This window comes from Pseudomonas sivasensis, from assembly GCF_052938085.1.
This window is the reverse complement of record NZ_CP176442.1, coordinates 4,937,604-4,963,101: the sequence shown is the minus strand read 5'-3', so window position 1 is coordinate 4,963,101 and position 25,498 is coordinate 4,937,604. Positions and strand designations below refer to the sequence as shown.

General features: G+C 60.9%; 21 protein-coding genes and 1 pseudogene. 12 read left to right on the top strand and 10 right to left on the bottom strand.

Annotated features, from left to right (window positions below; translation table 11 throughout):
- Positions 1–319: 319 nt before the first annotated feature.
- On the top strand, positions 320–1,738 hold the full coding sequence (locus tag ACKZ62_RS22925) for an amino acid permease (RefSeq protein ID WP_032891858.1): 1,419 nt from the start codon (positions 320–322) through the stop codon (positions 1,736–1,738).
- A gap of 39 nt (positions 1,739–1,777) precedes the next feature.
- On the opposite strand, the gene ACKZ62_RS22920 is transcribed toward ACKZ62_RS22925, so the two are convergent.
- The 8 genes from ACKZ62_RS22920 to ACKZ62_RS22885 form a co-directional block, all read right to left on the bottom strand.
- Positions 1,778–2,908, bottom strand: coding sequence for an OpgC family protein (locus ACKZ62_RS22920; protein WP_032891857.1), 1,131 nt, complete (start codon positions 2,906–2,908; stop codon positions 1,778–1,780).
- Between the two features lie 282 nt (positions 2,909–3,190).
- Positions 3,191–3,475, bottom strand: coding sequence for a putative quinol monooxygenase (locus ACKZ62_RS22915; protein WP_447095866.1), 285 nt, complete (start codon positions 3,473–3,475; stop codon positions 3,191–3,193).
- Positions 3,476–3,486: 11 nt separating this feature from the next.
- Positions 3,487–5,106 carry an FMN-binding glutamate synthase family protein gene (locus ACKZ62_RS22910; RefSeq protein ID WP_095183934.1) on the bottom strand — a complete coding sequence of 540 codons (1,620 nt, stop codon included), beginning with the start codon at positions 5,104–5,106 and terminating at the stop codon, positions 3,487–3,489.
- An 81-nt stretch (positions 5,107–5,187) separates the two neighbouring features.
- Positions 5,188–7,452: a beta-glucosidase BglX gene (bglX, locus tag ACKZ62_RS22905; RefSeq protein WP_447095865.1), complete on the bottom strand. Its 2,265-nt coding sequence runs from the start codon at positions 7,450–7,452 to the stop codon at positions 5,188–5,190.
- The gene (locus ACKZ62_RS22900) at positions 7,449–9,080 is read right to left on the bottom strand and encodes an OpgD/OpgG family glucan biosynthesis protein (RefSeq protein ID WP_447095864.1); all 1,632 of its coding nucleotides are present in this window, start codon (positions 9,078–9,080) and stop codon (positions 7,449–7,451) included. Before ACKZ62_RS22900 ends, bglX begins: the two co-directional genes overlap by 4 nt.
- A 232-nt stretch (positions 9,081–9,312) precedes the next feature.
- The gene (locus ACKZ62_RS22895; RefSeq protein ID WP_447095863.1) at positions 9,313–10,707 is read right to left on the bottom strand and encodes an ATP-binding protein; all 1,395 of its coding nucleotides are present in this window, start codon (positions 10,705–10,707) and stop codon (positions 9,313–9,315) included.
- Positions 10,704–12,518 carry a DAHL domain-containing sensor histidine kinase gene (locus ACKZ62_RS22890; protein WP_099601209.1) on the bottom strand — a complete coding sequence of 605 codons (1,815 nt, stop codon included), beginning with the start codon at positions 12,516–12,518 and terminating at the stop codon, positions 10,704–10,706. The genes ACKZ62_RS22895 and ACKZ62_RS22890 overlap by 4 nt, the downstream gene beginning before the upstream one ends.
- 10 nt (positions 12,519–12,528) lie before the next feature.
- Entirely contained in the window at positions 12,529–13,452 is a 924-nt protein-coding gene (locus ACKZ62_RS22885; protein WP_371260767.1) for a cytochrome-c peroxidase, read from the bottom strand.
- A 380-nt stretch (positions 13,453–13,832) separates the two neighbouring features.
- On the opposite strand from ACKZ62_RS22885, the gene ACKZ62_RS22880 reads away from it, so the two are divergent.
- The 3 genes from ACKZ62_RS22880 to ACKZ62_RS22870 are packed head-to-tail and all read left to right on the top strand — an operon-like array spanning position 13,833 to position 16,125.
- Positions 13,833–15,149, top strand: a complete 1,317-nt coding sequence (locus ACKZ62_RS22880) for a response regulator c-di-GMP phosphodiesterase, NosR family (protein WP_032891839.1) — start codon at positions 13,833–13,835, stop codon at positions 15,147–15,149.
- A gap of 31 nt (positions 15,150–15,180) precedes the next feature.
- Entirely contained in the window at positions 15,181–15,594 is a 414-nt protein-coding gene (locus tag ACKZ62_RS22875; RefSeq protein WP_122680296.1) for an NUDIX hydrolase, read from the top strand.
- Positions 15,595–15,618: 24 nt separating this feature from the next.
- Positions 15,619–16,125 carry a GNAT family N-acetyltransferase gene (locus tag ACKZ62_RS22870; RefSeq protein ID WP_447095862.1) on the top strand — a complete coding sequence of 169 codons (507 nt, stop codon included), beginning with the start codon at positions 15,619–15,621 and terminating at the stop codon, positions 16,123–16,125.
- A gap of 111 nt (positions 16,126–16,236) precedes the next feature.
- On the opposite strand, the gene metR is transcribed toward ACKZ62_RS22870, so the two are convergent.
- Positions 16,237–17,154, bottom strand: coding sequence for a transcriptional regulator MetR (gene metR, locus ACKZ62_RS22865; RefSeq protein ID WP_032891832.1), 918 nt, complete (start codon positions 17,152–17,154; stop codon positions 16,237–16,239).
- A 182-nt stretch (positions 17,155–17,336) separates the two neighbouring features.
- On the opposite strand from metR, the gene ACKZ62_RS22860 reads away from it, so the two are divergent.
- The 5 genes from ACKZ62_RS22860 to ACKZ62_RS22840 all read left to right on the top strand — a co-directional run bounded on the left by ACKZ62_RS22860 (position 17,337) and on the right by ACKZ62_RS22840 (position 20,930).
- The gene (locus ACKZ62_RS22860; RefSeq protein WP_032891831.1) at positions 17,337–18,356 is read left to right on the top strand and encodes an alpha/beta fold hydrolase; all 1,020 of its coding nucleotides are present in this window, start codon (positions 17,337–17,339) and stop codon (positions 18,354–18,356) included.
- Between the two features lie 54 nt (positions 18,357–18,410).
- Positions 18,411–19,064 carry a DsbA family oxidoreductase gene (locus tag ACKZ62_RS22855; RefSeq protein WP_032891830.1) on the top strand — a complete coding sequence of 218 codons (654 nt, stop codon included), beginning with the start codon at positions 18,411–18,413 and terminating at the stop codon, positions 19,062–19,064.
- Between the two features lie 179 nt (positions 19,065–19,243).
- Complete coding sequence (locus ACKZ62_RS22850) at positions 19,244–20,164, top strand: arginase family protein (protein ID WP_095183941.1); 921 nt, start codon at positions 19,244–19,246, stop codon at positions 20,162–20,164.
- A complete protein-coding gene (locus ACKZ62_RS22845; RefSeq protein ID WP_122752540.1) occupies positions 20,161–20,541 on the top strand; it encodes a DMT family transporter in 381 nt (126 codons plus the stop codon). Before ACKZ62_RS22850 ends, ACKZ62_RS22845 begins: the two co-directional genes overlap by 4 nt.
- A complete protein-coding gene (locus ACKZ62_RS22840; RefSeq protein WP_032891827.1) occupies positions 20,538–20,930 on the top strand; it encodes a DMT family transporter in 393 nt (130 codons plus the stop codon). The genes ACKZ62_RS22845 and ACKZ62_RS22840 overlap by 4 nt, the downstream gene beginning before the upstream one ends.
- 52 nt (positions 20,931–20,982) lie before the next feature.
- Here the strand turns inward: ACKZ62_RS22840 and ACKZ62_RS22835 are convergent, their stop codons facing one another.
- The gene (locus ACKZ62_RS22835; RefSeq protein ID WP_032891826.1) at positions 20,983–21,738 is read right to left on the bottom strand and encodes a MipA/OmpV family protein; all 756 of its coding nucleotides are present in this window, start codon (positions 21,736–21,738) and stop codon (positions 20,983–20,985) included.
- Between the two features lie 226 nt (positions 21,739–21,964).
- Here ACKZ62_RS22835 and ACKZ62_RS22830 point away from each other — a divergent pair, with 226 nt between their 5' ends.
- The 3 genes and pseudogenes from ACKZ62_RS22830 to ACKZ62_RS22820 form a co-directional block, all read left to right on the top strand.
- The gene (locus tag ACKZ62_RS22830) at positions 21,965–22,663 is read left to right on the top strand and encodes an MtnX-like HAD-IB family phosphatase (protein ID WP_032891825.1); all 699 of its coding nucleotides are present in this window, start codon (positions 21,965–21,967) and stop codon (positions 22,661–22,663) included.
- Positions 22,656–24,050, top strand: a complete 1,395-nt coding sequence (locus tag ACKZ62_RS22825; RefSeq protein WP_032891824.1) for an aspartate aminotransferase family protein — start codon at positions 22,656–22,658, stop codon at positions 24,048–24,050. Before ACKZ62_RS22830 ends, ACKZ62_RS22825 begins: the two co-directional genes overlap by 8 nt.
- Positions 24,047–24,877, top strand: a pseudogene (locus ACKZ62_RS22820) (alpha/beta hydrolase); the annotation flags it as partial. The gene ACKZ62_RS22825 and the pseudogene ACKZ62_RS22820, both read left to right, overlap by 4 nt.
- Positions 24,878–25,498: the final 621 nt, after the last annotated feature.

The following is a 25,498-nucleotide window of genomic DNA, read 5'->3' as shown; positions in this document are numbered from 1 at the left end:
ATTGGCTTGCGTGAGGAATTTGTCGACCGGGCCGGGCATGGGCAAAGCCCGATGATAGCGTAGGTGGCTTGAAGGGTCGCACCAATGGTGTGCGATACTCCCACCGCTAAATCGTATTAAGGCGGCAATTCCCGCTGAATATTGCCTTTTATAGAGTGAAAATCACTGGGTTGAGCTTTTTATACTGCATCCCCCCGATCTGGCCCCGCCGGACCGGTTTGCCCACAAGGTGAACCGGCGATGGCATGTCACGGCAGACCCGCCGCGACGTGCTGGACTCGGAGGCTCATATCCAATAACAAGACGAGGTTGTATCCCTATGCCAGTCGGCAACCACCTGCCCCATGGCGAGACCGCTTCGGGCGGCCCGCTCAAACGCGAACTGGGTGAGCGGCATATCCGCCTGATGGCGCTCGGCGCCTGTATCGGTGTCGGCCTGTTCCTCGGCTCGGCCAAGGCCATCGAAATGGCCGGCCCGGCCATCATGCTCTCCTACATCATCGGTGGCCTGGCCATCCTGGTGATCATGCGCGCCCTCGGCGAAATGGCCGTGCATAACCCGGTGGCCGGCTCGTTCAGTCGTTATGCCCAGGATTATCTCGGCCCGTTGGCGGGCTTTCTGACCGGCTGGAATTATTGGTTCCTGTGGCTGGTGACCTGTGTGGCCGAGATCACCGCCGTGGCGGTGTACATGGGCGTGTGGTTCCCCGACACACCGCGCTGGATCTGGGCCCTGGCGGCGCTGATCAGCATGGGCACCATCAACCTGATCGCGGTAAAAGCCTTTGGTGAGTTCGAGTTCTGGTTCGCGCTGATCAAGATCGTCACCATCATTGCCATGGTGATCGGCGGCGTCGGCATCATCGCCTTCGGCTTTGGCAACGACGGCGTGGCGCTGGGGATTTCGAACCTGTGGGCCCACGGCGGCTTCATGCCCAATGGCGTGCAGGGTGTGCTGATGTCGCTGCAGATGGTGATGTTCGCCTACCTCGGCGTGGAGATGATCGGCCTCACCGCCGGTGAAGCGCGCAACCCGCAGAAGACTATTCCGAGCGCAATCGGGTCGGTGTTCTGGCGCATCCTGTTGTTCTACGTGGGCGCGTTGTTCGTGATCCTGTCGATCTACCCGTGGAATGAAATCGGCACCCAGGGCAGCCCGTTCGTGATGACCTTCGAGCGTCTGGGCATCAAGACCGCAGCGGGCATCATCAACTTCGTGGTGATCACGGCGGCGCTGTCGTCGTGCAACGGCGGCATCTTCAGCACCGGGCGCATGCTCTACAGCCTGGCGCAGAACGGCCAGGCGCCGGCCGCGTTCGCCACCACGTCGAGCAACGGCGTGCCGCGCAAAGCCTTGCTGCTGTCGATCTTCGCCTTGCTGCTCGGCGTGCTGCTCAACTACCTGGTGCCGGAGAAAGTTTTCGTCTGGGTCACGTCCATCGCCACCTTCGGCGCAATCTGGACCTGGGTGATGATCCTGTTGGCCCAGCTCAAGTTTCGCAAGAGCCTGAGCCCGGCCGAGCAGAAAGCCCTGAAGTACCGCATGTGGCTGTACCCGGTCAGTTCGTACCTGGCGCTGGCATTTCTGGTGCTGGTGGTGGGCCTGATGGCGTACTTCCCGGACACCCGCATCGCGCTGTACGTCGGTCCGGTGTTCCTGGTGCTGCTGACCGTGTTGTTCTACGTGTTCAAGCTGCAACCGAACACCGCCAACGCGGCGCCAGTGCACTCCGCCTGACGCCTGGCAAGGCCCGCTGCGTGCGGCGGGCCTTACCCTTCAGCTGGCCTGCGTGACCAGCTTGTGCGACTGATCCAGGCGCTTGTTGAATTCCAGCCACAACCCCAGCATCACCATCAATGAAGCGCCGACCAGCGCTGTCAGCAGTTGCATCAGCAGCGCATCGCCAGCCATCGCATTGACCATGTCGGCCAACGGCGCCAGCACGACGCCCAGGCAAAACACTTCCAGTGAATAACGGCCCATGCGGCAGGTGTGCTGCGCCAGCCAGTTGTCGGTCCAGCCGCGTCCGGGCAACAGCTTGGCGGTGACATACGCCAGTGCGAGGAAGTGCAGCAGGCGCAGCGGCGACAGGTCGGTCTTGCTGATTGGGTAGATCAGATCGCTGACCGCCGATGGCATCCACGTATCGTGCACTTCGGGCCAGCGCCACGACAGTGTCAGCACCGCTGCAGCCAGGGTGTAGATCGCCGCCGCCATGAACAACGGCTGTCGGCGCAGTGGCCGCAGTTCGGCCGGGCGCTCGCGGCTGGCATGAATCGCCGCCGCGCCACCGAGGATGAACAGAAACTGCCAGGTCACCGGGTTGAAGTACCACACGCCGTCGGCAATCGCCCGCAGGTTCCAGCCCATCCACGGCGCCAGCAGGTACACCGTCATCGACGCGCCCACCACCAGCCAGGTCTTGCGCAGCAACAGCGGCAACACCAGCGGCAAACCACCGAGCAGCACGATATACAACGGCAGCGGGTCCATCAGGTTGGGCTTGAAGCGCAGCAGAAGTTCATCGGTCAGCGCCTGCTGCGGGTGGGTGACGAAGTGCGTCAGGCCCATCTCCTCGACGAGGTCGCGGGTTTCCACATGGCTGTTGGCGAAGAACACGATGCCCATCAGCATCGCCAGCAAGAAGATGTGCACCACGTACAACACCCAGGTACGGCGCAGGATCTTCAGCGTGGCGAACCAATAGCCGTCACGCTGCAGGATCTTGCCGTAGGCCAGCACTGCGGCGTAGCCGGCGAGGAACACGAAGACTTCGGCCGCATCGCTGAAACCGAAATTGCGTAGGGTGATCTGGCCGAGGGGATTGTGGGGAACGTGATCCCAAAAAATGAAGATCAACGCCAGGCCCCGAAAAAAATCGATGCGCGGGTCGCGTCCGTTCAGCATGGCAGCGGGCTCTTTGACGAAAGGTTTAGTAATGACAGGCGCAGGCGCGAATTGTCGTACGCCGCAGGTCGGGCGGGCGCAGGTTGGCGGTATTTCCAAGCAATTGCAAAGGCTGGATATTACTGAATGTCTCTAGACGTCAATGATCTCTGACGTGCCCTGGGTATCGGGGAGTACGGCATGAGAGGAGGCTGCTTTAACAACGTACAACTGAACCGTCTCTCCGGGGATTTTGTTAACAACGATGCCCTCGGTGGTCCGGTTCAGTCCGGAAAGGCTGGGTCAGAACGCATCCATCAACAGCACTTTGCATGGCTTGGCCTGGTGCTCGTTTATCTGCGGCACCAGCCGGGTAAAGTGTTCGGTCTGGCAATGCCTGTCGAGCGCGGCCTGGTCGGGCCATTGCTCAATGAAAATGAAGTGCCCGGGGTCGTCCTGATCGACAAACAGGTCGTAGGCGATGCACAGCGGTTCCTGGCGGGTTTTTTCCACCAGTTCGGCGTACCAGGGACGTACCGTGTCGAGGTGTTCGGGCTTGATGAAATCTTCAGCGATGACCTTCAGCATGGTTAGCGTCCTTAAGCCGCGGCTACGTCGTGGGGCTCAAAACTGTCCGCACGCGCCATCTGCCACATCCGCGAATAGAATTCGCCGTTCACCTCGCCGGTGAGCAACTCGCCGGGCTTGAGGAACACATGCAACTGCGAGAACAACTTGATCTCGGTCGCCGACATGCGCCGCACCAGGTGCTTGGCCGACAGTTGCGACGGATGATCCAGGCCTGCCGCCGCGAGCATCTCGGCCAGGGCCTTGAGGGTGTTGCGGTGGAAGTTGAATACGCGCTGGGCCTTGTCCGGCACCACCAGGGCGCGCTGGCGCAGCGGGTCTTGGGTGGCGACGCCGGTGGGGCATTTGTTGGTGTGACAGCTTTGCGATTGGATGCAGCCGATGGCGAACATGAAGCCGCGCGCCGAGTTGGCCCAGTCGGCGCCGATGGCCAGGACGCTGGCGATGTCGAAGGCGCTGACGATCTTGCCGCTGGCGCCGAGCTTGATCTTGTCGCGCAGGTTCAGTCCCACCAGGGTGTTGTGCACAAACAACAGGCCTTCACGCAGCGGCACGCCGATATGGTCGGTGAACTCCACGGGCGCCGCGCCGGTGCCGCCTTCCTTGCCGTCTACCACGATAAAGTCCGGGAGGATGCCGGTTTCGAGCATGGCCTTGGCGATGCCCATGAATTCCCACGGGTGGCCCAGGCAGAACTTGAAACCTACCGGCTTGCCGCCGGACAGCTCGCGCAGTTGGGCGATGAATTGCATCAGTTCGATGGGCGTGGAGAACGCACTGTGGCGCGATGGCGAGATGCAGTCTTCGCCCATCAGGATGCCACGGGTCTCGGCGATTTCTTTAGTCACCTTGTGCTTGGGCAGGATCCCGCCATGGCCGGGTTTTGCGCCCTGGCTCATCTTGATTTCGATCATGCGCACCTGTGGGTTCTGCGCCTGCACGGCAAAGCGCTCCGGGTCGAAGCGGCCGTCGCTGGTGCGGCAGCCGAAGTAACCGCTGCCCAGTTCCCAGGTCAGGTCACCGCCGTTTTCGCGGTGATAGGGGCTGATGCTGCCTTCGCCAGTGTCATGGGCGAAGTTGCCCAGCTTGGCGCCCTGGTTGAGCGCGCGGATGGCGTTGGCACTCAATGAGCCAAAGCTCATCGCCGATATGTTGAACACTGACGCCGAGTACGGCTGTGTGCACTGCGGACCGCCGACCATCACGCGAAAGGCGCTGGGGTCACTCAACGGCGCGGGGCGCATGGAGTGGCCGATAAATTCGAAGCCCGCCTGATACACGTCAATCAGGGTGCCGAAGGGCTTGTCGGCGGTTTCGTTCTTGGCCCGCGAGTAAACCAGTGAGCGTTGCGAACGCGAGAAGGGCAGGGCGTCGCTGTCGGACTCCAGCAGGTACTGGCGGATTTCCGGGCGGATGGCTTCTACCAGGTAACGGATATTGCCCAGGATCGGGTAGTTGCGGCGCACCGCGTGGGGACTTTGCAACAGGTCGAAGATACCGATCAGGCTCAACACGCCGGTGACCAGGGTGATGGGCCACAGCCATTCGTGTTGGATAAAGGGAAGGCTGGCGAGGGTGAAAATGACGCACACGGCAAAGAAGGCGTAACGGCTTAGCAAGGACAGGCTCATACGGTTTCCTTGGGTTCGGACTCTCAGGTCGATCCGGCATTCTGCGCCAGTAAGGAAAGCCCGGACAACCCACAGTGGTATTCAGCGAGCGCGTGTAGGGGGCTCGGATGGGCCTGATGCAGAGAGTTCACGGCTGTCCGTGACCTCGAACCGAGCCTGATGGGTGGTGGTCGAGTCGCCGCCGACGAAGACGGTAAAAGTGCCGGCCTCTATTACCGGCGAAAAATATTGATTGAGCAGTGCGAAGTCCTGTGGGCCAAGATTGAAGTTCACGCTGCGCGTCTCACCGGGCGCCAGGTGGATTTTGCGAAAGCCGCGCAGTTGGCGGACCGGGCGAGTGACGCTGGCGACGTCGTCGCGCAGGTACAGCTGGACGATTTCATCACCGGCGCGCTGGCCGGTATTGGTGACGTTCACGTGCACCGTCAGGGACTCGGTGGACGCTAGCCGCTCGGCGCTGATCCGAGGCGTGTCATAGCTGAACGAGGTATAGCTGAGGCCGAAACCGAAGGGATACAGCGGCGTCCAGAGTTCATCGATGTAGCCGGACTCATAACCGCCGGCACCGGTGGGCGGGCGGCCGGTGTTTTTGTGCGCGTAGTAGAGGGGGATCTGCCCCACGTTACGGGGGACGGTGATCGGCAGTTTGCCGCTGGGGTTGATGTCACCGAACAGAACATCGGCCACCGCGTTGCCCATTTCACTGCCCAGGAACCAGGTTTCCAAAAGCGCCGGCGCCTCGCGCACGGTCTTCGAGAACACGAGCGGGCGGCCATTCATCAGCACGATGACCACGGGCTTGCCGGTGTCCAACAGGGCACGCAACAACGTGTCCTGGGCACCCGGCAGGCCCAAGTCCGTGCGACTGCGAGCTTCACCGCTCTGATCGGCCCGCTCACCGAGCACCGCGATCACCACCTCGGCATCGCGGGCGGCCTGCAGGACTTCTGCCAGGTCATCAACCGCGTTGCTGATGGGCGATGCACCGCCCAGGTAAACCACCTCGGTGTCGGGGGCGACGGCATGGCGTATGCCCTGCAAGACCGTGATCGAATCTTCAGGATGAGCCGCCAAGGCCCAGGGGCCGATCGTGGCTTCGGCATCCGTGGCCAGGCTGCCGACCACCAGTACGTTGCGCAGGTGCTTGGACAGGGGCAGCAGTGCGTCGTTGTTTTTCAGCAGCACAATGGATTTCTGCGCAGCCTCCCGGGCCAGGGCACGGTGCTGCGGTGTCAGGGTATTGGCTCGCTGCCGCGCCTCATTGCTGTAGCGGTAAGGGTCATCGAACAGGCCCAAGCGTTGTTTAGTCTGGAGGACGCGGCGCACCGCAGCATCCACGGCGGCCATGGGGATCTGGCCAGTGCGCACCAGTGTCGGCAGGTATCGGCGGTACATCTGGCTGGCCATGTCGACTTCCACGCCGGCGGTGAGTGCCAGCCGCGCCGTGTCGGCCGGAATATCCGCTACGCCGTGCTGACTCAACTCCCAGATCGCGTTGAAGTCACTGACAATCAGGCCGGTGAATCGCCATTGATTGCGCAGCACCCCGGTCAATAACGCGGTGTTGCTGTGCAGGGGTGTCCCGGCTATTTCGTTGAACGAGGGCATGATTGCATCAACGCCCGCCGCGACGGCCGCCCGGAAAGGCGGTAAGTGCACTTCCTGCAAGGTGCGTTCCGACACGTCGGCGACGTTATAGTCCCGCCCACCCTCGGCCGCGCCGTAGGTGACGAAGTGTTTCGCGGTCGTCAGCATGAACGAGCTGTCGTGCGGCCCCGCACCGTGGAACCCCTTTACCTTGGCACTGGCCAGCGCTGCGCCCAAAAACGGATCTTCGCCGGTACTTTCCACCACACGGCCCCAGCGCGGGTCGCGGGCGATGTCGACCATGGGCGCGAACGTCCAGTGCACGCCGCTGGCCGTCGCTTCAATGGCAGCCGCGCGAGCGGTGCGCTGCGCCAGGTCGGGGTCCCAGGCCGAGGCTTCCGCCAACGGCACGGGAAATACCGTTCGAAAGCCGTGAATCACATCGAATGCAAACAGCAGCGGTATGTGCAGGCGCGAGTGGGTGACGACGTGTTTCTGCAGCGCGAGAGTCTGCTCGAAACCGTACGCGCCAAGGATCGAGCCGACCATGCTCTCGGGCAGATGCGACTGTGTGCCTTGGTCGATGACAGGGCCGGTCGGTGTGTCCTGAATGCCGAGCTGGCTGAGTTGGCCGATTTTTTCTTCGAGCGTCATCTGTTGCAGCAAGCCTTCCACCCATTCCTGCTCATTGGCCGGCAGGGCCGCGGTGCTGACACTGAGCGTCAGGTAGAGCAGCGTCAGTTGACGAAAGCGCGTCATTGCCGGTTGCCGGTGTCAGCCATTGAAGCGACACCGATTGCCGTCGAATCCGAGTTGAAGGGGTGGTACTGATACAGCCAGGTCTCTGACAGCGGCTGACCGTCCAGGCGCAGGAACAGGCGCAGCTCCACCGGTTCCTTGCCGTCGACGGTTAAATCGAACTGTGCTCGCCAATGACCGACGACGCCGTCCGGCACGGCCTCGGTGAAGACAAGTCCAAGCTCGCCTCGGGAGCAACTGATCACGGCCTCTGGCTTGACGCCCGGTGCAAGTTTTTCCAACGGAGCGCTTTGAAATTCGACGACAAATTTACGCACTCCCGCGGGACGTGGCTGCCCGGGTTGGCCGCCTTTGCCCAGACGCGTGGCCAAGCACACCGCCAATGGCGAAGCGTAAGGCTCCTGGGCCAGCCAGTGGAGGCGATAACGTAGCGTATAGCGATTGCCCGCTTCGGCGGGGGCCGAGGGCACCCACATGGCGACGATGTTGTCGTGGATCTCATCGTCAGTGCCATTTTCCATCAGTTGTACGCTGCCTTCGCCCCAGTCGCCCAACGGCTCGACCCATAGGCTGGGGCGGCGCTGATAATTCACGCCATCGAGGTAGTGGTCAAAATTGCGGTCACGTTGTAAGAGGCCGAAACCCTTCGGTTGATGGTCGCTGAACGCCGAAACCACAGTGCGCGGCGGGTTGTTCAGGGGGCGCCAGATGCGCTCGCCGTTGCCGGTCCAGAGCGCCAGTCCGTCGCTGTCGTGGACTTCGGGGCGCCAATCGGCGGCGGTTCGCTTGGCGGTTTCACTGAACCAGAACATCGACGTCAGCGGTGCAATGCCCAGCCGGCGGACGCTCTTGCGCAGGAAGAACGTACAGTCGACGTCCATGATCACGCCCTGCGTGCGGTCGATCACGAAACGGTAGGCGCCGCAGATACTGGGCCCGTCGAGCCGCGCATAGAGGGTCATGGACGTGGCGTGCAGGTCCTTCGGCGGTTCGAACCAGATGTGGGTGAAGGCGGGAAATTCTTCGGCCTTGCCGGCCTCAGCCACGTCCAGGGCAATCGCCCGTGCCGACAGACCGTACTGGTACAACTCGCCGATAGCCCGGAAGTACGATGCGCCAAGAAAGGCCACCCAGTCGTTCTGTTGCCACGGGAGTTTGGTCTGGTTGCCCAGACGGCTTTCCTGGATGCGAAAACCGGCGAATCCACTGTTACGGGGCAAGGCGTGGGCCGGGCTGTCGCCGGGCATGTCGAAGTTCGCCGGGTCGTAAACGATCTCGCGGGCGACGCCGTTGTCCAGCGCATACACCCTCACTGGTGTGCGAAAAAATGATCCCAGATGGAAGAAGGTCACGGGAAACTGCCCCGGCCCCTTGGCAAACAGAGCTAACTCGGGTTTGAAGCGGATCTGGCCGTGGGCGGCGTAGTCGAGTTTAGTCAACAGCGCGTCCGAGTCCGTGTTGGGATAACGGTAGGGTTTCAAGGCATCGACTTGTGCCTGTTCGATCAAGCCGTCGAAGGAAAAGGGGCCAGCCTGATCGGCACTGTCGGCAGCCAGGGCGCCCTTGCCCAGATGCGTGAGCAGGGCGGTCAGCGAAGCGTACGCCAGGAACTCGCGACGTGTGGACATGGTGACCATTCCTTGGACGAAGAGGAGCCGTCTTCACGATCAACACGCCGCCGGCCTGCAACCGTGTTGCTTGCCAGGAGTTTCGAGGGGGGGAAGGTGGCTGTCTACTGTCAGAAATAACAGGTCCCAGAGGCAGCTGAGGAGCGGGGCAGGCGCGCTGCGCTTGTCATCAGCGCTTATTCAATAGTTCCTCGTTTGGGGCGAGTCCGGAAAAAACGAGACGTGAGGCTGATTACGATGGCGTGTCCCGCGCCACCGTCTGCCGAATCGGCAACACCACGCGAAACGTCGTGCCCTTACCCAGCTCGCTGCTGACGGAAATATCACCACGGTGTTTCTTGACGATGCCGTAGGAGAGCGACAATCCCAAGCCCGTCCCTTCGCCCACCGGCTTGGTGGTGAAGAACGGATCGAAGATCTTTTGCAGCACGTGCGGTGGAATTCCGCAGCCGTTGTCAGCCACTTCCAGCCAGATGTTTTCGCCCTCCACGCCGTTGCTGATGGTTATGGTGCCGCGCTCCGGCCCCATGGCTTGTGCGGCGTTGATCACCAGGTTCATCACCACCTGATTGAGCTGCGAAGCCAGGCATTCGATGTCCGGCAGCGGCGCGTAATGCTTCACCACATCGGCCTTGTACTTGAGTTCACTGGCGACGATGTTCAGCGTCGAGTCGATGCCTTGTTGCAGATTGGCAAATTGCCAAGTCTGATCGTTGTCCACCCGCGAGAAGTTCTTCAGGTCTTTGACGATCTGGGCCACACGACCTATGCCCTCCTTGGACTCGCGGATCAGGAGTGGAATGTCTTCCTTGAGAAAATCCAGCTCCAACTCGTTGCGCAAGGCCTTCAGTTGATCGCGTTGTTCACCCGGTGCGAGGCTTTCCTCGGCCTGGCGGTAAGCGTCCAGCATCTGTTGCAGCTGGTTGAAGTAGGTGTCGAGGCTGCTGAGGTTGGACGAGATAAACCCCACCGGGTTGTTGATCTCATGGGCCACACCCGCCGCCAGTTGCCCCAGGGACGCGAGTTTTTCCGACTGCACCAGTTGGCTTTCCAGCTGCTTGCGCTCGTCGATTTCCAGTTGCAGCGCCTGGGTGCGTTGCTCCACCAATTGCTCCAAGTGGACGGTTTTCACCGAGGCGCGCCGGGCCATGTCCCATTTGTTAGCCAGGGTGTTGGCCATCTGCTGGACTTCGATATTGTCGAAAGGCTTTTTCAGGATCAGCAAACGATCGTGGCCGTTCAGGCGATACAGCAGGTCATCCCAGGAATAATCCGAATACGCGGTGCACACCACCACCTGCAGGCCGGGGTCGATTTTCCACAATTCCTCGATGGTTTTGGCCCCGTCCCACCCCTGGGGCATGCGCATGTCCACAAAGGCCAGCGCGTAGGGTCGTTGCTCTGTCATCGCGGTGATGAGCAGTTGCAGGCCTTCTTCGCCGCCGTAGGCCGAGTGCAGCTCGAAGGTTTGCACCGTGGGTTTGCTGGTGTCGCCAAACAGCGCCGACTCCATCTCATCCAGCGCCTCGTTCGACTCGACAGCGGGCATCAGGATCTTGCGAAAGTCGTCGTGAATCGAGGGGGTATCGTCGATCAGCAAAATACGCCGGTTAGGGGGCTGGTTCATGGCGGGCTTCCGGCAAGGGTGAGAGGGATTTTCAAGGTGAACACCGCGCCCAGGCCCGGCCCGTCGCTGTGGGCGCTGAGCTGGCCGTTCATTTCCACTGCGGCCAGGGCGCAGCTGTGCAGACCGAAGCCGTGGCCTTCCTTGCGGGTGGTGAAACCGTGGGTGAAGATCCGGGTCATGTTTTCGGCGGGGATGCCTTCGCCCTCGTCCTTCACGCTTATCTGCAAGGTGCTGTCCTCCAGTTGTTGCACCGCCAGGGTCATCTGTCGTGGCCGGTCGGTGAGGTTGGACATGGCGTGCTTGGCGTTGCTGATCAGGTTGACCATGATCAACAGCAACCGGTGTTTGTCCGCCATGATCTCCGGTACCCGCCCATATTCCTTGACCACCGTGACGTTGTGGCGGCTAAGCGAACCGGCGTTCATGCGCAAGGCGTCCTCCATCAAATCGCTGATGTGCACCGGTTCCATCAGCGTGGACACGCCGGCATAGGATTGCTGGGTGGAGACGATGTCCTTGATGTGGTCGACGCTTTTGCTCAGTTGCGCCAGCTCATCGGTCATAGCCTGTTGTTCGACGGCAATGGCGTCCACCAGTTGGTTCAGGTAGCCCGGCAGCAGCTTGCCTTTTTCATCCAAGGTCAGGAAGGCGCCGAGGTCTGCCTGGTGCTCGTTGATCAGTTGCATGGCCTTGCCCAGGCCCAACGCCTTGCTGCTGCGCAGTTTGCGGGTGACCAGCTCGGCGGAGATATTCACGCTGTTGAGCACGTTGCCAACGTTATGCAGCACGTTGGTGGCGATCTCCGCCATGCCAGCCTGGCGGGCGCTGTCCAGCAGTTCGCTCTGCGCATCCTTGAGCTGCTGGGTGCGGCGTTCCACCCGTTGTTCCAGGGTTTCGTTGGCGGCCTGCAACGCTCGGTTGACTCGATTGATCTCGGCAAAACTACGCAACAGGCGCACGGCCAGGTAGAGCAGCAGCACCACCAGTAACGTCGAGAAAACCAACAGGTAGCGGTGATATTGATGGTCGATCAGGTCAGATGCTTGCTGGTCCTGATCGAGGTGGGTGGTCAAGTCGTCCAGGCGCTCGGCCACGGGTATGGAGGCAATGTGTTCGAGCAGGCTGTTGACCACCGGCTGCTCACGCAGAATCAGCGAAATGTGGTTGCTGAGGATGTCTATCGGGCCCTGGAACTCAGCGGGCAGGCTCTCCTTGTTGATTGCCAGCTTGCCCAACCCCACCAGAATATCTGCGGCGCGATCGTCGCTGGTGACCTGGGCGAATTCGAGGCTACTGAGCAACAGGTCGTAAATGTCGGTGGCCACATCCTGCAGTTGCAGGCGGCCTTCATTGTCAATGCGATTGAACTGGGCCTGGATGTCGTCCTCGGCTGTTGGCAAAAACGCCAGGGAATTGCGCAGCACCGCGTTGTGGGACTTGAACTGGTCGACCAGCCTGGCTTTTTCCTGGATCGCCGCCTGATAAGCCTCCTGGCTGGTTTGCCAGCGACTCAGGTCTTGCGGGTCGTGGTAGGTATCGCGGGTATTGAGTTCGGCCCAGAGCCGGGTCATTTCCGTGAGTGGAGTGACCAGCGGATCGTAGTTGTGAGTGATCGCGATCCGCGCCTTAAGCACTTCGCTGTCCCATTGGGCGTTGAGCTGCTGCAACTGGCGGATCAGATCCCGCGATTGGGTGTAGCCGGCGGTCTGGTCGCGTGAGGATTTGAGGTACAAAAACACCAGCGTAGAGGCCAGCAACAGGGTGATCAGGCCAAGCAACACTTGGCTGGTGCGACGGCGGGAGGGGGTCATGACGGTATGCTCATAGGGGCTTGCCTGCCCATTCGCCGGTCAGGGTCTTGAGAAACTGGATAATCAGGTCTTTGTCTTCCTGGGAAGGGTTGCGCCCCAACTGGTACTTGAACATCACATCCACCGCCGCTTCCAGGGTCTTGGCCGAGGCATCGTGGAAGTACGGCGCGGTGACGGCCACGTTGCGCAGGCTGGGCACCTTGAACACGTGGCGATCTTCTTCGTCCAGGGTCAGCAGGTAGCGCCCCAGGTCGGACTCCACCGGGTTGCCGCGCGCCTTGAAGTAATCACCCATCACGCCGAACTTCTGGAACATATTGCCGCCGATATTCACGCCCTGGTGACAAGCGATGCAGCCGTAATCCTTGAAACGCTGGTAGCCGTATTTTTCCTCGATCGTGAGAATCTCCGTGTTGCCCAGCAGGTACTGATCGAACCGCGAGTTAGGGGTGAGCAGCGTGCGTTCATAGGTGGCCAGGGCGTTTTGCACATTGTCGACGGTGACGCCGTCGGGGTACGCCTGCTTGAAGGCGCTCTGGTAGGCGGGCACGTCTGACAGTTTCTGCACCACGGTTTTCCAGTCGCTGCCCATCTCCACGGGGCTGATAACCACTTGTTCGACCTGCGCTTGCAACGTGTCTACGCGGCCATTCCAGAACTGCTTGAAGTTCAGGCTGGCGTTCAAGACCGAGGGGGTATTGATTTGCACCGGTTTGCCGTCGAAACCTATTGAGAACGGCTTGTCGTCAGCGCCGCCGGAGGCCAGCCGGTGACAGCTGGCACAAGACAGGGTGTTATTCACCGACAGGCGCGGCTCATTGAACAGTTGCCGACCCAGCTCGACTTTGGCTGAGTCCAGTACTGGAACCGTCGGCAAAGGTTTGAGTGCCTCATCCAGCGGCGCGGCCATCAGTGACACACTGAGTCCCATCATAAGGACCAGGCCGAAACCGTGAGTTGAGACGTCGCTCAAGCGAGCACTCCTTGCATCGTGTGGACTATTGATAGGTTATCGGCATGGCGCAGCCCAACTGCAGCCGTTGGGCAAAATCCTTTGTCGACGCGGCCTTGCTGAATAGAAAACCCTGGCTCTCTTCGCTCTCCCGGGTTTTGAGGAGGGCCGGTTGCCCGGCAACGTGCTGTTGGGCAACTTGGCGCGTCGGGGCACCGACCTGATGTCACAGCTTAGTCGAGCTCCCTTGAATTCGGCGGCCAGTTGGCGTCAAATCAAGCCCGCGCCTTGGGCGAGGGAACACGGCTTAGTACCAGGGTTCAATTCAGCTCCATTCAGTTCAATGTGAAGGCGCAGTAGGCATGGATGAACAACTTGCGACGAAACCCACTATTTTGCTGGTCGACGATGAAGAGTCGATCCTCAACAGCTTGCGCCGCCTGTTGCGCGGCCAACCCTTCGATGTAGTGCTCGCGGGCAGCGGCGCCCAGGCCCTGGAGATCATGGCCGCCCAACCCATTGACCTGGTGATGAGCGATGCGCGCATGCCGGGCATGGACGGCGCACAATTGCTGGCCGAGGTTCATCGCCTTTATCCCGCTACCAGTCGCATTCTGCTCAGCGGCTACGCCGACCTGCCGACCATCATCAAGGCGATCAACGAAGGCCAGATCCACCGCTATATCGGCAAACCCTGGAACGACGACGAACTAAAGCTGATCTTGCAGCAGGCTCTGGAGCATCAGCGCCTGGAGCGCTTGACCCAGGAGCAGAACGAGCAGCTCAAGGCGCTCAACAACACGCTGGAAAAACGGGTGGCAGCGCGCACGTCCGAGTTGCAGCAAACCGCCGATATGCTCGATCTGGCCTATGACGAGCTCAAGCGCAGCTACGTGACCGGCACCGAAGTGTTTTCGTTGTTGGCCAACCTGCGTCTACCCAAGGACAAACAGACCAACCGCGCGCTGATCGAACTGGTGCGCGTGTACTGCACCGCCCAGTCCATTGACGACGCCAGCGCCCGTGACTTGGCCATGGCAGCTGCGTTGTACAACATCGGCAAGCTGAGCTGGAGCGACAGCATGTTGATCGAACCGGCCGACAAGCTGCACAGCACCGATCGCGAACGGTACCGCGGTTATCCGACCCAGAGCGAATCGCTGTTGATGACCCTGGAGCCGATGAAGGATGCGGCGCGGATGATTCGTCACCATCAGGAGCGCTGGGACGGCAGTGGTTTTCCCGACCACCTCAAGGGCGATGCGATTCCGTTCGGTTCGCGCCTGCTGAAGCTGGCGGTGGACTTTATCGAACTGCAGAAGGGCCTGATCCTTGAGCGGCATCTGAACAGCGATGAAGCGCTGTTATATATCCGCAAATACGCCGGGCGCCTCTACGATCCAGAGCTGATCGAGGACTTCGTCCAGGCCTGCGCGGCATTTCTCAGTGATGTGACCCTGGGCGACCCGACCGTCAAAGTGTTGAGCACCCGGGAACTGGCCGATGGCATGGTCCTGGCGCGTAACCTCAATGCCGACAACGGGATGTTGCTGCTCAACGCCGGCAAGGTGCTGAACCTGCCGTTGGTGGACAAGCTGATTGCGTTCGAAGCGATGGAAGGCGCCAAGTACAGCGTGTTTATCAAGAAGCCGGACGACACCGAAGCAGTGCTCCAATAATGTTTATTTTTGAATTCAAGGTGTTCAATTCATGCCTACCACTATCCGTATCGCCGCCGCCCTCCTGATCGGCGCTGACGGCCGAACCCTGCTGGTGCGCAAGCGCGGCACCCAGGCCTTTATGCAACCCGGTGGCAAGATCGACGCCGGTGAACAACCTGCCGAGGCCCTGGCCCGTGAGTTGTACGAAGAGCTGAACCTGCACATCAAACCCAGCGACGCGGTCTACCTGGGTAACTTCTCGGCCCCTGCGGTCAATGAGCCCGGATTTACCGTGCAAGCTCAATTGTTCCAAGTGCAGATCGATGCGCAGGTCAGTCCGGCTGCTGAAATCGAAGAGGTTCGCTGGATCGACCCTGCCGGTGATGGCGGCCTGGTGCTGGCGCCCTTGACCCGTGACCAGATCCTGCCGTTCTATCGCTCATCGCTGGCCATTACTGCCTGACGCTCAGGCGCAAAGGACTCAAACGTGATCATCCGTACGCTGGGCGGCAACGACGCCGAGGCTTATCGAGCGTTGATGCTGGAGGCGTATGGCGCTTATCCCCAGGCATTCACCTCCAGTGTGGCCGAGCGCGCAGCGATGCCGTTGAGCTGGTGGGAAAAGCGTCTGGACGGGCGCCAGGATCGTTTGCTCGGCGCGTATTCAGGGGATGAACTGGCTGGCATCGTCGGCCTGGCGTTCGAGCTTCGGGAGAAGGCGCGGCACAAAGTGACCTTGTTTGGGATGTACGTGACCGAGGCTTATCAGCAGAAGGGCTTGGGCCGACGGTTGGTGGAAGCGGCGCTGGATGAAGCGCGCCAACATCCGCGCCTCAAAGTCATCCAACTGACCGTCACCGCCGGCAACGATGCAGCGTTTGCGCTGTACCGACGTTGCGGGTTTATCCAGTACGGCCTGGAGCCGCTGGCGGTGCGGGTGGGCGTGGATTACTTCGATAAAATCCACATGTGGCGCGAACTCAAGGTTGACTGAGAGCCAATGAGGGTGGCTTGCGCCCCCGATAGCAGAGTGTCAGCCAACAGAGATGTTGAACGTGCAATCGCCATCGGGGGCAAGCCCTCCCACAGTTGGAACTGTGTGGTTTCAACGCACCGCGCTGACTCCGTCCAAAGTGGAAAACGACGTGTCCTTGGCTGTCAGCAAAAAGTCGCGCATATACGGCGCATCCAGCATGTCCGCACGAATCCCCGCATACAGCGTCGCAAACAAACCTTTCTCACCCAGACGCTTGGCCTTTACGTAGCCACGCGAGCTGTATTCATGCAGCGCCCAATGGGGCATGCCGCACACGCCACGGCCGCTGGCGACCAGTTGCATCATCATCACCGTCAGTTCCGAGGTTCGCACCTGGGCCGGCTCGATGTCGGCGGGCTCCAGGAAGCGGGTGAAGATGTCCAGACGATCGCGCTCCACCGGGTAGGTGATCAAGGTTTCGGGAAGCAAGTCTTCGGGCACGATGAACGACTTGCTCGCCAGCGCGTGCTGGTTGGCCACCGCGAGCATGGCTTCGTAAGTGAACAGCGGCACATAGGTGATGCCCGGCAGTTCCAGCGGGTCGGAGGTCACCACCAGGTCGAGGTCGCCACGGGCGAGGGCCGGCAGCGGCGCGAAGGCGAAGCCTGAAGCCAGGTCCAGTTCGACTTCGGGCCAGGCATCGCGGAACTGGTCGATGGTTGGCATCAGCCACTGGAAGCAACTGTGACACTCGATCGCCATGTGCAGACGCCCGGCGGTGCCGCCGGCCAAACGTGCGATGTCGCGCTCGGCGCCGCGCAGCAAGGGCAGGGTGGCGTCGGCCAGTTGCAGCAGGCGCAGACCGGCGCTGGTGAAGCGCAGCGGTTTGGTCTTGCGCACGAACAGTTGCATGCCCAGGCGTTCCTCCAACTCCTTGAACTGGTGGGACAGCGCCGATTGCGTCAGGTGCAGGCGCTCAGCGGCTTCCACCAGGCTGTCGGCTTCGCGCAGGGCGTGCAGGGTCTTGAGGTGACGGATTTCGAGCACGAGCTCTCCATGAAGACAATTTGTGACGAAGTTGAATAGCGTGAGTTTGTCTCATGTTGCAAGGCATGTCGACCACGACCACTGGGCACTCTTCATCAAACTGTCATGGAAGTGTGGCAGCGCGCTTGAACAAACTTCATCAGACTCGCGCTCTACTGGGGTTCTGCGTTTCGGTGTTTTTCATGCGCGTGTTGCTTTTACTGGCCGCCTTATTGTTCGGCCTGCCGTCTTTTGCGGCGTCTCGATGTGATGTCAATGTCCCGACCCAAACGGTCGACCTGGAAAAGGTGAGCATCGCCTACCAGAGTATCGGCCGTGCGTCCGACCCGGCCTTGCTGCTGGTGATGGGCCTGGGCGGGCAGTTGATCCACTGGCCGGACGAAGTGGTGGTTGCCCTCTGCCAACAAGGCTTTCGGGTGATCCGCTATGACAACCGGGATGTCGGCCTGTCCACTTGGCGCGAGGCGCCGGCCAACGCCAATCTCACGTTTGAAGTGCTGCGCTACAAGCTCGGCTTGCCGGTGGCGGCGCCTTACACCCTGACCGATATGGCCGATGATGCGCTCGGGCTGATGAGCGCGTTGCAGATTCAACAGTTCCACGTCCTCGGCGCGAGCATGGGCGGCATGATCGCCCAGCACTTGGCGGCCATGGCGCCGCAGCGGGTGGAGAGCCTGACCTTGATCATGACCAGCTCTGGCGCTGAAGGCTTGCCGGCACCGAGTGCGGCGCTGGTGCAACTGTTGTCACGGCGCGGCGCGCCCAATCGTGAAGTCGCGTTGGAGCAACAGGCTGACTTGCTGGCCGCGCTGGGCAGTCCGACTATCAAGGATGATCGCCAAGCGTTGCTGCACCAGGCGGCGCTGTCCTACGACCGCGCCTTCAACCCGGAGGGCGTGAAACGCCAGATCATGGCGATTCTCGCTGAGCCGAGTCGCGTGCCGTTGCTCAACCAGTTGCGCGTGCCGACCCTGGTGGTCCACGGCACCGCCGATCCGTTATTGCCGGTGATGCACGGCGTGCACCTGGCGGCGCATATCCAGGGCAGCCAATTGAAGCTGATTCCCGGCATGGCCCATCGTTTTCAGGAAGCCTTCAAGGCGCCGCTGCTGACGGCCGTGTTGCCGTACCTGCAAGCTCATCGTGAAGACGCTGCCCATTGGGCGCAGATTGATCAGGCGGCGCCTGCGAAGCTGCTGTGAGGTGGTGTATCGTGCAACCTTTGCGGCGTATGACTGCCAACGAGGTTGCCTACCATGAGTACTCCCCTGAAAATCGATTTCGTCAGCGACGTGTCCTGCCCCTGGTGCATCATCGGCCTGCGCGGCCTGACTGAGGCCCTCGACCAACTGGGCACCGAGGTGCAGGCCGAGATTCATTTCCAACCGTTCGAACTGAACCCGAACATGCCCGCCATGGGTCAGAACATCGTCGAGCACATCACTGAAAAATATGGCTCGACCGCCGAAGAGTCCCAGGCCAACCGTGCGCGTATCCGCGACATGGGCGCCGAGTTGGGCTTTGCCTTCCGCACAGATGGCCAGAGCCGTATCTACAACACCTTCGATGCCCACCGCCTGTTGCATTGGGCTGGCCTTGAAGGTTTGCAGTACAACCTCAAGGAAGCGTTGTTCAAGGCCTATTTCACCGATGGCCAAGACCCGTCCGACCACGCCACCCTGGCGATTATTGCTGAGAGCGTCGGCCTGGATATCAAGCGCGCCGCCGAGATTCTCGCCTCCGACGAGTACGCCGCCGAAGTCCGTGAACAAGAGCAGTTGTGGACCTCCCGTGGCGTGACGTCGGTGCCGACCATCGTGTTCAACGACCAGTACGCCGTCAGCGGTGGCCAGCCGGCGGAAGCCTTTGTGGGCGCGATTCGCCAGATCATCAACGAAGCCCGAGCCTGACCGTGTTCCCATGTGGGAGGAGGCTTGCTCCCGATAGCTGAGTGTCAGTCAACACCTGTATTGACTGAACCACTGCTATCGGGAGCAAGCCCCCTCCCACATGAGTTCTGTGTGAATCTGAATATCTCGCTGGCCCGCCCCTTGCATTGACCCCCTAAAGCCATAGGGGAAACATTACCTTGAACATTCTTGACCTCGACCACAGCCTCACCGGTCAGGCACCGATTGCCCGGCGTTTGGCCAGTGGCCGTGCCACGCGCATCGACCTGCTCGACCTGGGCCCGAAGTTGCGCCTGTGGTCCACCGAAAAAACCTGGAAGCGCTTTGCCGAACGCCTGGCCCAGCGGCCACGGCCCACGGATGCGCGACCGGAAATCCTGTTTGTCGGCTCCGGCGATTATCACCACCTCACGCCAGCATTCCTTGCCGATCTCAAAGAACCCATCAGCCTGATCCACTTCGACAACCATCCCGATTGGGTGCGCTTTGCGCCCAAGCGCCACTGCGGTTCGTGGGTCAATCGCGCGCTGAAGATGCCGGCGATCAAACGCATCGTCACCCTCGGCCCGTGCAGCGATGATTTGCACAACCCGCAGCTGCGCGGCGGCAACCTTGGTGCGCTCAAGCGCGGGCATTTGCAGCTGTTCCCGTGGCAACACCCGCCGTCGAAAGTGTGGGGCAGGGTCGGCGATGGCGCCGGTCACCAACAGCAGGAAAACCACCTGCACTGGCGCAACCTTGCTGAGCTGGATTGGGCTGCATTCCTGGAGCAGATGATCAGCAGCCTGCCCACTGACGCGATCTGGATTACCGTCGACAAAGACGTGCTCGCCAGCGAAGACGCGGCGACTAACTGGGACCAGGGCGGCATGCGCCTGACCCACTTGCTGCAAGCCTTGCGCGCGCTGGCGGCACGCAAGCGCATCATCGGTATCGACGTGTGCGGCGAGTTCGCTACACCGGCCTTCAGCAATGCTTTCAAGCGCTGGGAAGCCAAGTCTGACCAGCCTCCAGCGGAGCGTTGGAGCCCCGAGGATTTGCAGCGCAACGCCGCCACCAATGAGGCCCTGATCGACCTGTTTGAGGAGCTGTTCCCGTGACGTTGACCGTGGTGTTGCTGGTGGCGTTTTCCATCCTGCTCGATGTGATCGGCCAGTTGTGTTTCAAGCTCGGCCTGGACCGTTTGCCGGAGCTGGAAGGTGGCTTTCGCCTGAACGCGTTCTGGGGCCAGGTGTTTAATGCGCCGTTGCTGTGGGCGGGGATCGGGGCCTACGTCATTGAGTTTTTTATCTGGCTGGAAGCCTTGTCCCGCGCGCCGTTGAGCCTGTTGTTTCCAGCCGCTGCGCTGGCGTATTGCGGGGTGGTGCTGGCGGGCAAAGTGGTGCTGGGCGAAACCGTCAGCCGCCGCCGTTGGCTGGGCACGCTGGTGATTACCTTGGGGGTGATGTTGGTGGCGATTGCAGGGAGTCAGGCATGAATTCGCACGCGTGGTTGCATGGGCGTTTTGGCACCGTGGTGCTATGGGCCTTACTGATCTGCACCGAGAGCGCCGGGCAGTTATTTACCAAAGTCGCCGGTGACCAGTTGGGGCAAATGGATTTCAACTGGCAGTGGCTAGCCGACGTGGCGCGTAACCCTGGGATCCTCGCAGCGATTGCCTGTTACATCGGCGCGTTTTTCGTGTGGATGCTGATCCTGCGGCGCAGCAGTTTGTCCTTGGCGTTTCCGCTCAGTTCACTGGTGTTTGTGGTGGTGCTGCTGGGGTCGTGGCTGGGGCTGGGGGAACATATCAGCCCGCTGCACTGGGTAGGCGTGGCGGTGATTATCGGTGGGATAGCGCTGCTGGCCGAAGGCGAAGAAAACTGAAATGCGGCCCCATGTGGGAGGGGCAAGTCCCTCTCACATGGGGCCGAAGTGATCAATCGAACGTGTAGCTGATCGCAGTCTGTACCTGGCCCTGGTTCACGTCGCCGGTCTGCTTGACGATGCTGCTGTTGGCCGCCGAGCCCACCAGGTGCACCCAACTTGCGCTGGTCAGCAGTGACCAATTGGGCGCCAGGGGGAATTGGAAACTCTGGCTCAGGGTTACGTTCTGGAAGCCGCCACTGGCGTTGTAGGCCTTGAAGCCTGTGGCCGCCGCTTCGTTATCATCCACCCCGAAAAACGTCTGGGTCTGGCGTGCATCGGCGAAATGCGCCACCAGGCCGCTGCTGCCGATGATTCCACCGCCCAGCGGGTAACCGAGCTCACCGCCGACCTTGCCCAGCGCGCCGCTCTGGGAATGGCCGCCACCGACGGCCTGGCCCAACTGGGCGTAAACCCGCCAGAAGTCAGCCGGCGCATACTGGATAAAACCCCCGACCTCGGCCATGTCCGACACATTGCGCATCCCCTGCAGCGAACCGTTGGAGGTGCGCCCCTGCAAGTAATTGATATACGGACCGGCACTTAAACCCTGTGTGTTCAGCGCGCTCCATCTCAGCCCGTCGTCGGTGCTCAGGCTCACGTTGCCCCAGTCGAGGTCGAGATAGGGCACGGGCCGGGTTTCGTAGCGGCTGCCGGTCGGGTCGTGGGGTTGGTAGCTGACGCCTGCGCCGACGTCACCGCTGATGCCTTCGGCCTGGGCGGCGAGGCTCAGTAAACCGGCGAACGCCGCGCATGTGATCCTCAACATGGTCACAGTTCCTAAGTGAATACACGCGCATGAACGCGCAAACCATCGCCCCCATGCAAGCACTCATCTTGTTTGTAGCAAGCTACAAAAATTGTAGCTCTCACGACACAAATTCCCCGCTTACACCCGTTAAACCCCCAGCCCTGCGGGGTTTTAACCAATTGGCACACTCCCTGCTCTAGCCCTGATGAAAGCGCAGACAGCGCACTCCATCAAGGTAACCACAATGATTGATTGGCATATCGTGTGCGACTTCGACGGGACCATCACCCCCACCGATGTCATCGACAACGTCCTCCAACGCTTCGCCGGCCCCGAATGGGAAACCATCGAGCAGCAATGGCTGGATGGGCATATCGGTTCACGCGAATGCCTGAGCCGCCAACTGGCGTTAATCAAGGCCACCCCCAGCGAATTGCTGGCGTACTTCGACAGCGTTGAGATCGACCCGGATTTCCCGGATTTCGTCGATCACGTGATCGGCTTGGGCGCGTCCATTGAAGTGGTCAGCGACGGCATCGAGCAAGGCATTGCGCGGATCCTGTCGCGCAACTACGTGACCTTGCTGCCGATCCTCGCTAACCGCCTGCGCCAGGTCGACCAGAACAGTTGGCGCATCGATTTCCCCTATTCCAGCGATGCCTGCCGCGCCGCGTCCGGCAACTGCAAGTGCAAATCCACGCCGCGCAACAAGCGCGTGCTGGTGATCGGCGACGGCAAGTCCGACATGTGCGTGGCGTCAACCGCCGACTTCGTGTTCGCCAAAGGCAGCCTCGCCCAGTACTGCGAGGCCAACAACATCCCTCACGCGCGCTTCGACACCTTCGCCGAAGTGCCTGCGTTGCTGGCCCGACTGCCTCAGGGCATCGCCGCCAACGCTACCTCCTTCACTGCCGACACTCAGGAAATTTTCCACCATGTCTGATATCCGCATCGCTACCGCCGAAGACCAGGTCCTCCTGGATAAAGAAGCCAAGTACTGCTCCTACGGCGACACCGTTCACTACATCGAACCGCCGCGTATTTTCAGCCGCTGCGAAGGCTCCTATGTGTGGGACACCGAAGACCAGGCCTACCTCGACCTGCAAATGTGGTACTCCGCGGTCAACTTCGGTTACGCCAACCCGCGCTTGAACAATGCGCTGAAACAGCAGATCGACACCCTGCCGCAAATCGCCAGCCAGTACCTGCACAAAGGCAAGATCGAGCTGTCGGAAATGATCGCGGTGGACGCCAAGAAGAAATTCGGCCTCGACGGTCGCGTGCACTTCAACGTCGGCGGCTCGCAGTCGATTGAAGACTCCCTGAAAGTGGTGCGTAACGCCACCAACGGCAAAAGCTTGATGTTCGCCTTCGAAGGCGGCTACCACGGGCGTACCCTCGGCGCCTCGTCGATCACCTCCAGCTATCGCTACCGCCGCCGCTACGGCCACTTCGGTGAACGCGCGCAGTTCATCCCGTTCCCGTACCACTTCCGGGGCCCCAAAGGGATGACCAAGGAAGAGTACGGCAGCCACTGCGTGCAGCAATTTGCCCGCCTGTTCGAGACCGAATACAACGGCGTGTGGGACCCGAAAGTCGGCCAGAGTGAATACGCCGCGTTTTACGTCGAGCCGATCCAGGGCACCGGCGGCTACGTGATCCCGCCGATGAACTTCTACCGCGAACTCAAACACGTGCTGGACCAGCACGGCATCTTGATGGTGTCCGACGAAATCCAGATGGGCTTCTACCGCACCGGCAAGTTGTGGTCGATCGAACACTTCGACGTGCAGCCGGATGTGATCGTGTTCGGCAAGGCGCTGACCAACGGCCTTAACCCTCTGGGCGGCATCTGGGCCCGTGAAGAGTTGATCAACCCGAAGATCTTCCCGCCGGGTTCCACCCACTCCACTTTCGCCTCCAACCCGTTGGGCACGGCGGTGGGCCTGGAGATGTTCAAGATGACCAACGAAGTCGACTACGGCGCGATGGTCATGGCCAAGGGCAAGTTCTTCCTCGAAGGCCTGCAGGACCTGCAGAAACGTTTCCCGATCATCGGCGACGTCGACGGTCTGGGCCTGGCGCTGCGCTGCGAAATCTGCGGACCGGATGGCTTCACACCGGACAAGGCGACCCTGGACTACATGGTCGAAGAAGGCATGAAGGGCGACATGGTGGTGGATGGCCAGAAACTCGGCCTGATCCTCGACGTGGGCGGTTACTACAAGAACGTGATCACCCTGGCACCGTCCCTGGAAATCAGCTACCCGGAAATCGAACTGGGCCTGAAGCTGCTTGAGCAGTTGCTGGTGCGAGCGACCAATCGGTGAACAGTGCAGAGATCGACCTCGGTGAAGGTGATGCCGGATTCGTTCTCGGTGATGGTCCGGTCGGGATCCTGTTGATCCACGGCCTGACCGGCACTCCGACTGAATTGCGCCAGGTCGCTAAAGGCCTGGCCAAGGCCGGCAATTGCACGGTGTACGTGCCGACGCTGGCGGGGCACTGCGGCGATAACAGCGACCTGCAGGCCACCGGCTGGCGCGACTGGTATGAAGGCGTGCGCAAGACCTTCGTACAGATTAAGCGGCGCCACGCACAGGTGTTCGTTGGCGGTTTGTCCATGGGCGCGGTGATGTCGATGTACGTGGCCTCGGAACACCCGGGGCAGGTCGCCGGGCTGCTGATGTACTCGACCACCTTGAAGTACGACGGTTGGAGCATCAACAAAATGGCGTTCATCACGCCGTTGCTGATCCGGATTCCCTTTGGTGTGCGTCTGTTTCGCTTCACTGAGAAACCGCCCTACGGCATCAAGAATGAGCGCCTGCGGGCGATTGTTGAACGCCAGATGAAAGAGGGCGAGAGCAGCGAAGCGGGGTTGTTGACCATGGAAGGCGTCACCGTGCGCGAGTTGCACTGGATGAACGCAGTGGTCAAAAAACGCATGCCCCGGATCAACGTGCCGGCGCTGGTGCTGCACTCCATCGAGGACGACATCACCAGCCGCTGGAACGCCGACTATGTAGAGCGCCACCTTGGCGGCCCAGTGACCAAGATTCTGCTGGATAACTGCTACCACATGATCACCGTCGACCTGCAATACCGGCGGGTGATTGAGTTGAGTGCTGCGTTCATCGAGCGGCATACATCTGCAGCGGGCTGCGGCTCAGTGTTTGCTGAGCAGGGGTTTTGTGGTGGGCAGGGCTGTAGTGGTGAGCAGAGGGGGTTTGGTGTGCAGGGCTGTGGTGGTGAGCAGAGGGGTTTTGGTGTGCAGGGCTGTAGTGATGAGCAGGGATGTTTTGGTGTGCAGGGCTGTAGTGGTGAGCAGAGGGGGTTTGGTGTGCAGGGCTGTAGTGGTGAGCAGAGGGGTTGTGATGTGCAGGGTTCCAGTGGTGAGCAGGCTTGCCCTGCGCTGGGTGGCGAAGCCGCCCCAAAACCTGCCATTGCGGTCTAGCTGGAGAAACTCGTTGCCTGGAGTGGGGCTGCTTCGCAGCCCAGCGCGGGGCAAGCCCGCTCACCACAAAAAGTACCGCCCACTACAAAAGGTGCCATTCACCACAAAAAGTACCATTCACTACAAAAAAACCGTTCATCACAGATAGGCCCATTCACCTCAAAAAATCGCCGGCCCCAGGCCCTGAATATGGAAACGATGTGATCACCACCCAAGCCTTACCCACCCTCCGGACCCTCCAGAGTGTTGTGGTGTGCAGGGCTCTAGTGGTGAGCAGGCTTGCCCTGCGCTGGGTGGCGAAGCCGCCCCAAAACCTGCCAT

Bases quoted from the DNA above. Each gene is read 5' to 3' on its own strand.
- ACKZ62_RS22925 (WP_032891858.1), top strand. From the start codon at position 320: ATGCCAGTCGGCAACCACCTGCCCCATGGCGAGACCGCTTCGGGCGGC.
- ACKZ62_RS22920 (WP_032891857.1), bottom strand. From the start codon at position 2,908: ATGCTGAACGGACGCGACCCGCGCATCGATTTTTTTCGGGGCCTGGCG.
- ACKZ62_RS22915 (WP_447095866.1), bottom strand. From the start codon at position 3,475: ATGCTGAAGGTCATCGCTGAAGATTTCATCAAGCCCGAACACCTCGAC.
- ACKZ62_RS22910 (WP_095183934.1), bottom strand. From the start codon at position 5,106: ATGAGCCTGTCCTTGCTAAGCCGTTACGCCTTCTTTGCCGTGTGCGTC.
- bglX (WP_447095865.1), bottom strand. From the start codon at position 7,452: ATGACGCGCTTTCGTCAACTGACGCTGCTCTACCTGACGCTCAGTGTC.
- ACKZ62_RS22900 (WP_447095864.1), bottom strand. From the start codon at position 9,080: ATGTCCACACGTCGCGAGTTCCTGGCGTACGCTTCGCTGACCGCCCTG.
- ACKZ62_RS22895 (WP_447095863.1), bottom strand. From the start codon at position 10,707: ATGAACCAGCCCCCTAACCGGCGTATTTTGCTGATCGACGATACCCCC.
- ACKZ62_RS22890 (WP_099601209.1), bottom strand. From the start codon at position 12,518: ATGACCCCCTCCCGCCGTCGCACCAGCCAAGTGTTGCTTGGCCTGATC.
- ACKZ62_RS22885 (WP_371260767.1), bottom strand. From the start codon at position 13,452: ATGATGGGACTCAGTGTGTCACTGATGGCCGCGCCGCTGGATGAGGCA.
- ACKZ62_RS22880 (WP_032891839.1), top strand. From the start codon at position 13,833: ATGGATGAACAACTTGCGACGAAACCCACTATTTTGCTGGTCGACGAT.
- ACKZ62_RS22875 (WP_122680296.1), top strand. From the start codon at position 15,181: ATGCCTACCACTATCCGTATCGCCGCCGCCCTCCTGATCGGCGCTGAC.
- ACKZ62_RS22860 (WP_032891831.1), top strand. From the start codon at position 17,337: ATGCGCGTGTTGCTTTTACTGGCCGCCTTATTGTTCGGCCTGCCGTCT.
- ACKZ62_RS22855 (WP_032891830.1), top strand. From the start codon at position 18,411: ATGAGTACTCCCCTGAAAATCGATTTCGTCAGCGACGTGTCCTGCCCC.
- ACKZ62_RS22840 (WP_032891827.1), top strand. From the start codon at position 20,538: ATGAATTCGCACGCGTGGTTGCATGGGCGTTTTGGCACCGTGGTGCTA.
- ACKZ62_RS22835 (WP_032891826.1), bottom strand. From the start codon at position 21,738: ATGTTGAGGATCACATGCGCGGCGTTCGCCGGTTTACTGAGCCTCGCC.
- ACKZ62_RS22830 (WP_032891825.1), top strand. From the start codon at position 21,965: ATGATTGATTGGCATATCGTGTGCGACTTCGACGGGACCATCACCCCC.
- ACKZ62_RS22825 (WP_032891824.1), top strand. From the start codon at position 22,656: ATGTCTGATATCCGCATCGCTACCGCCGAAGACCAGGTCCTCCTGGAT.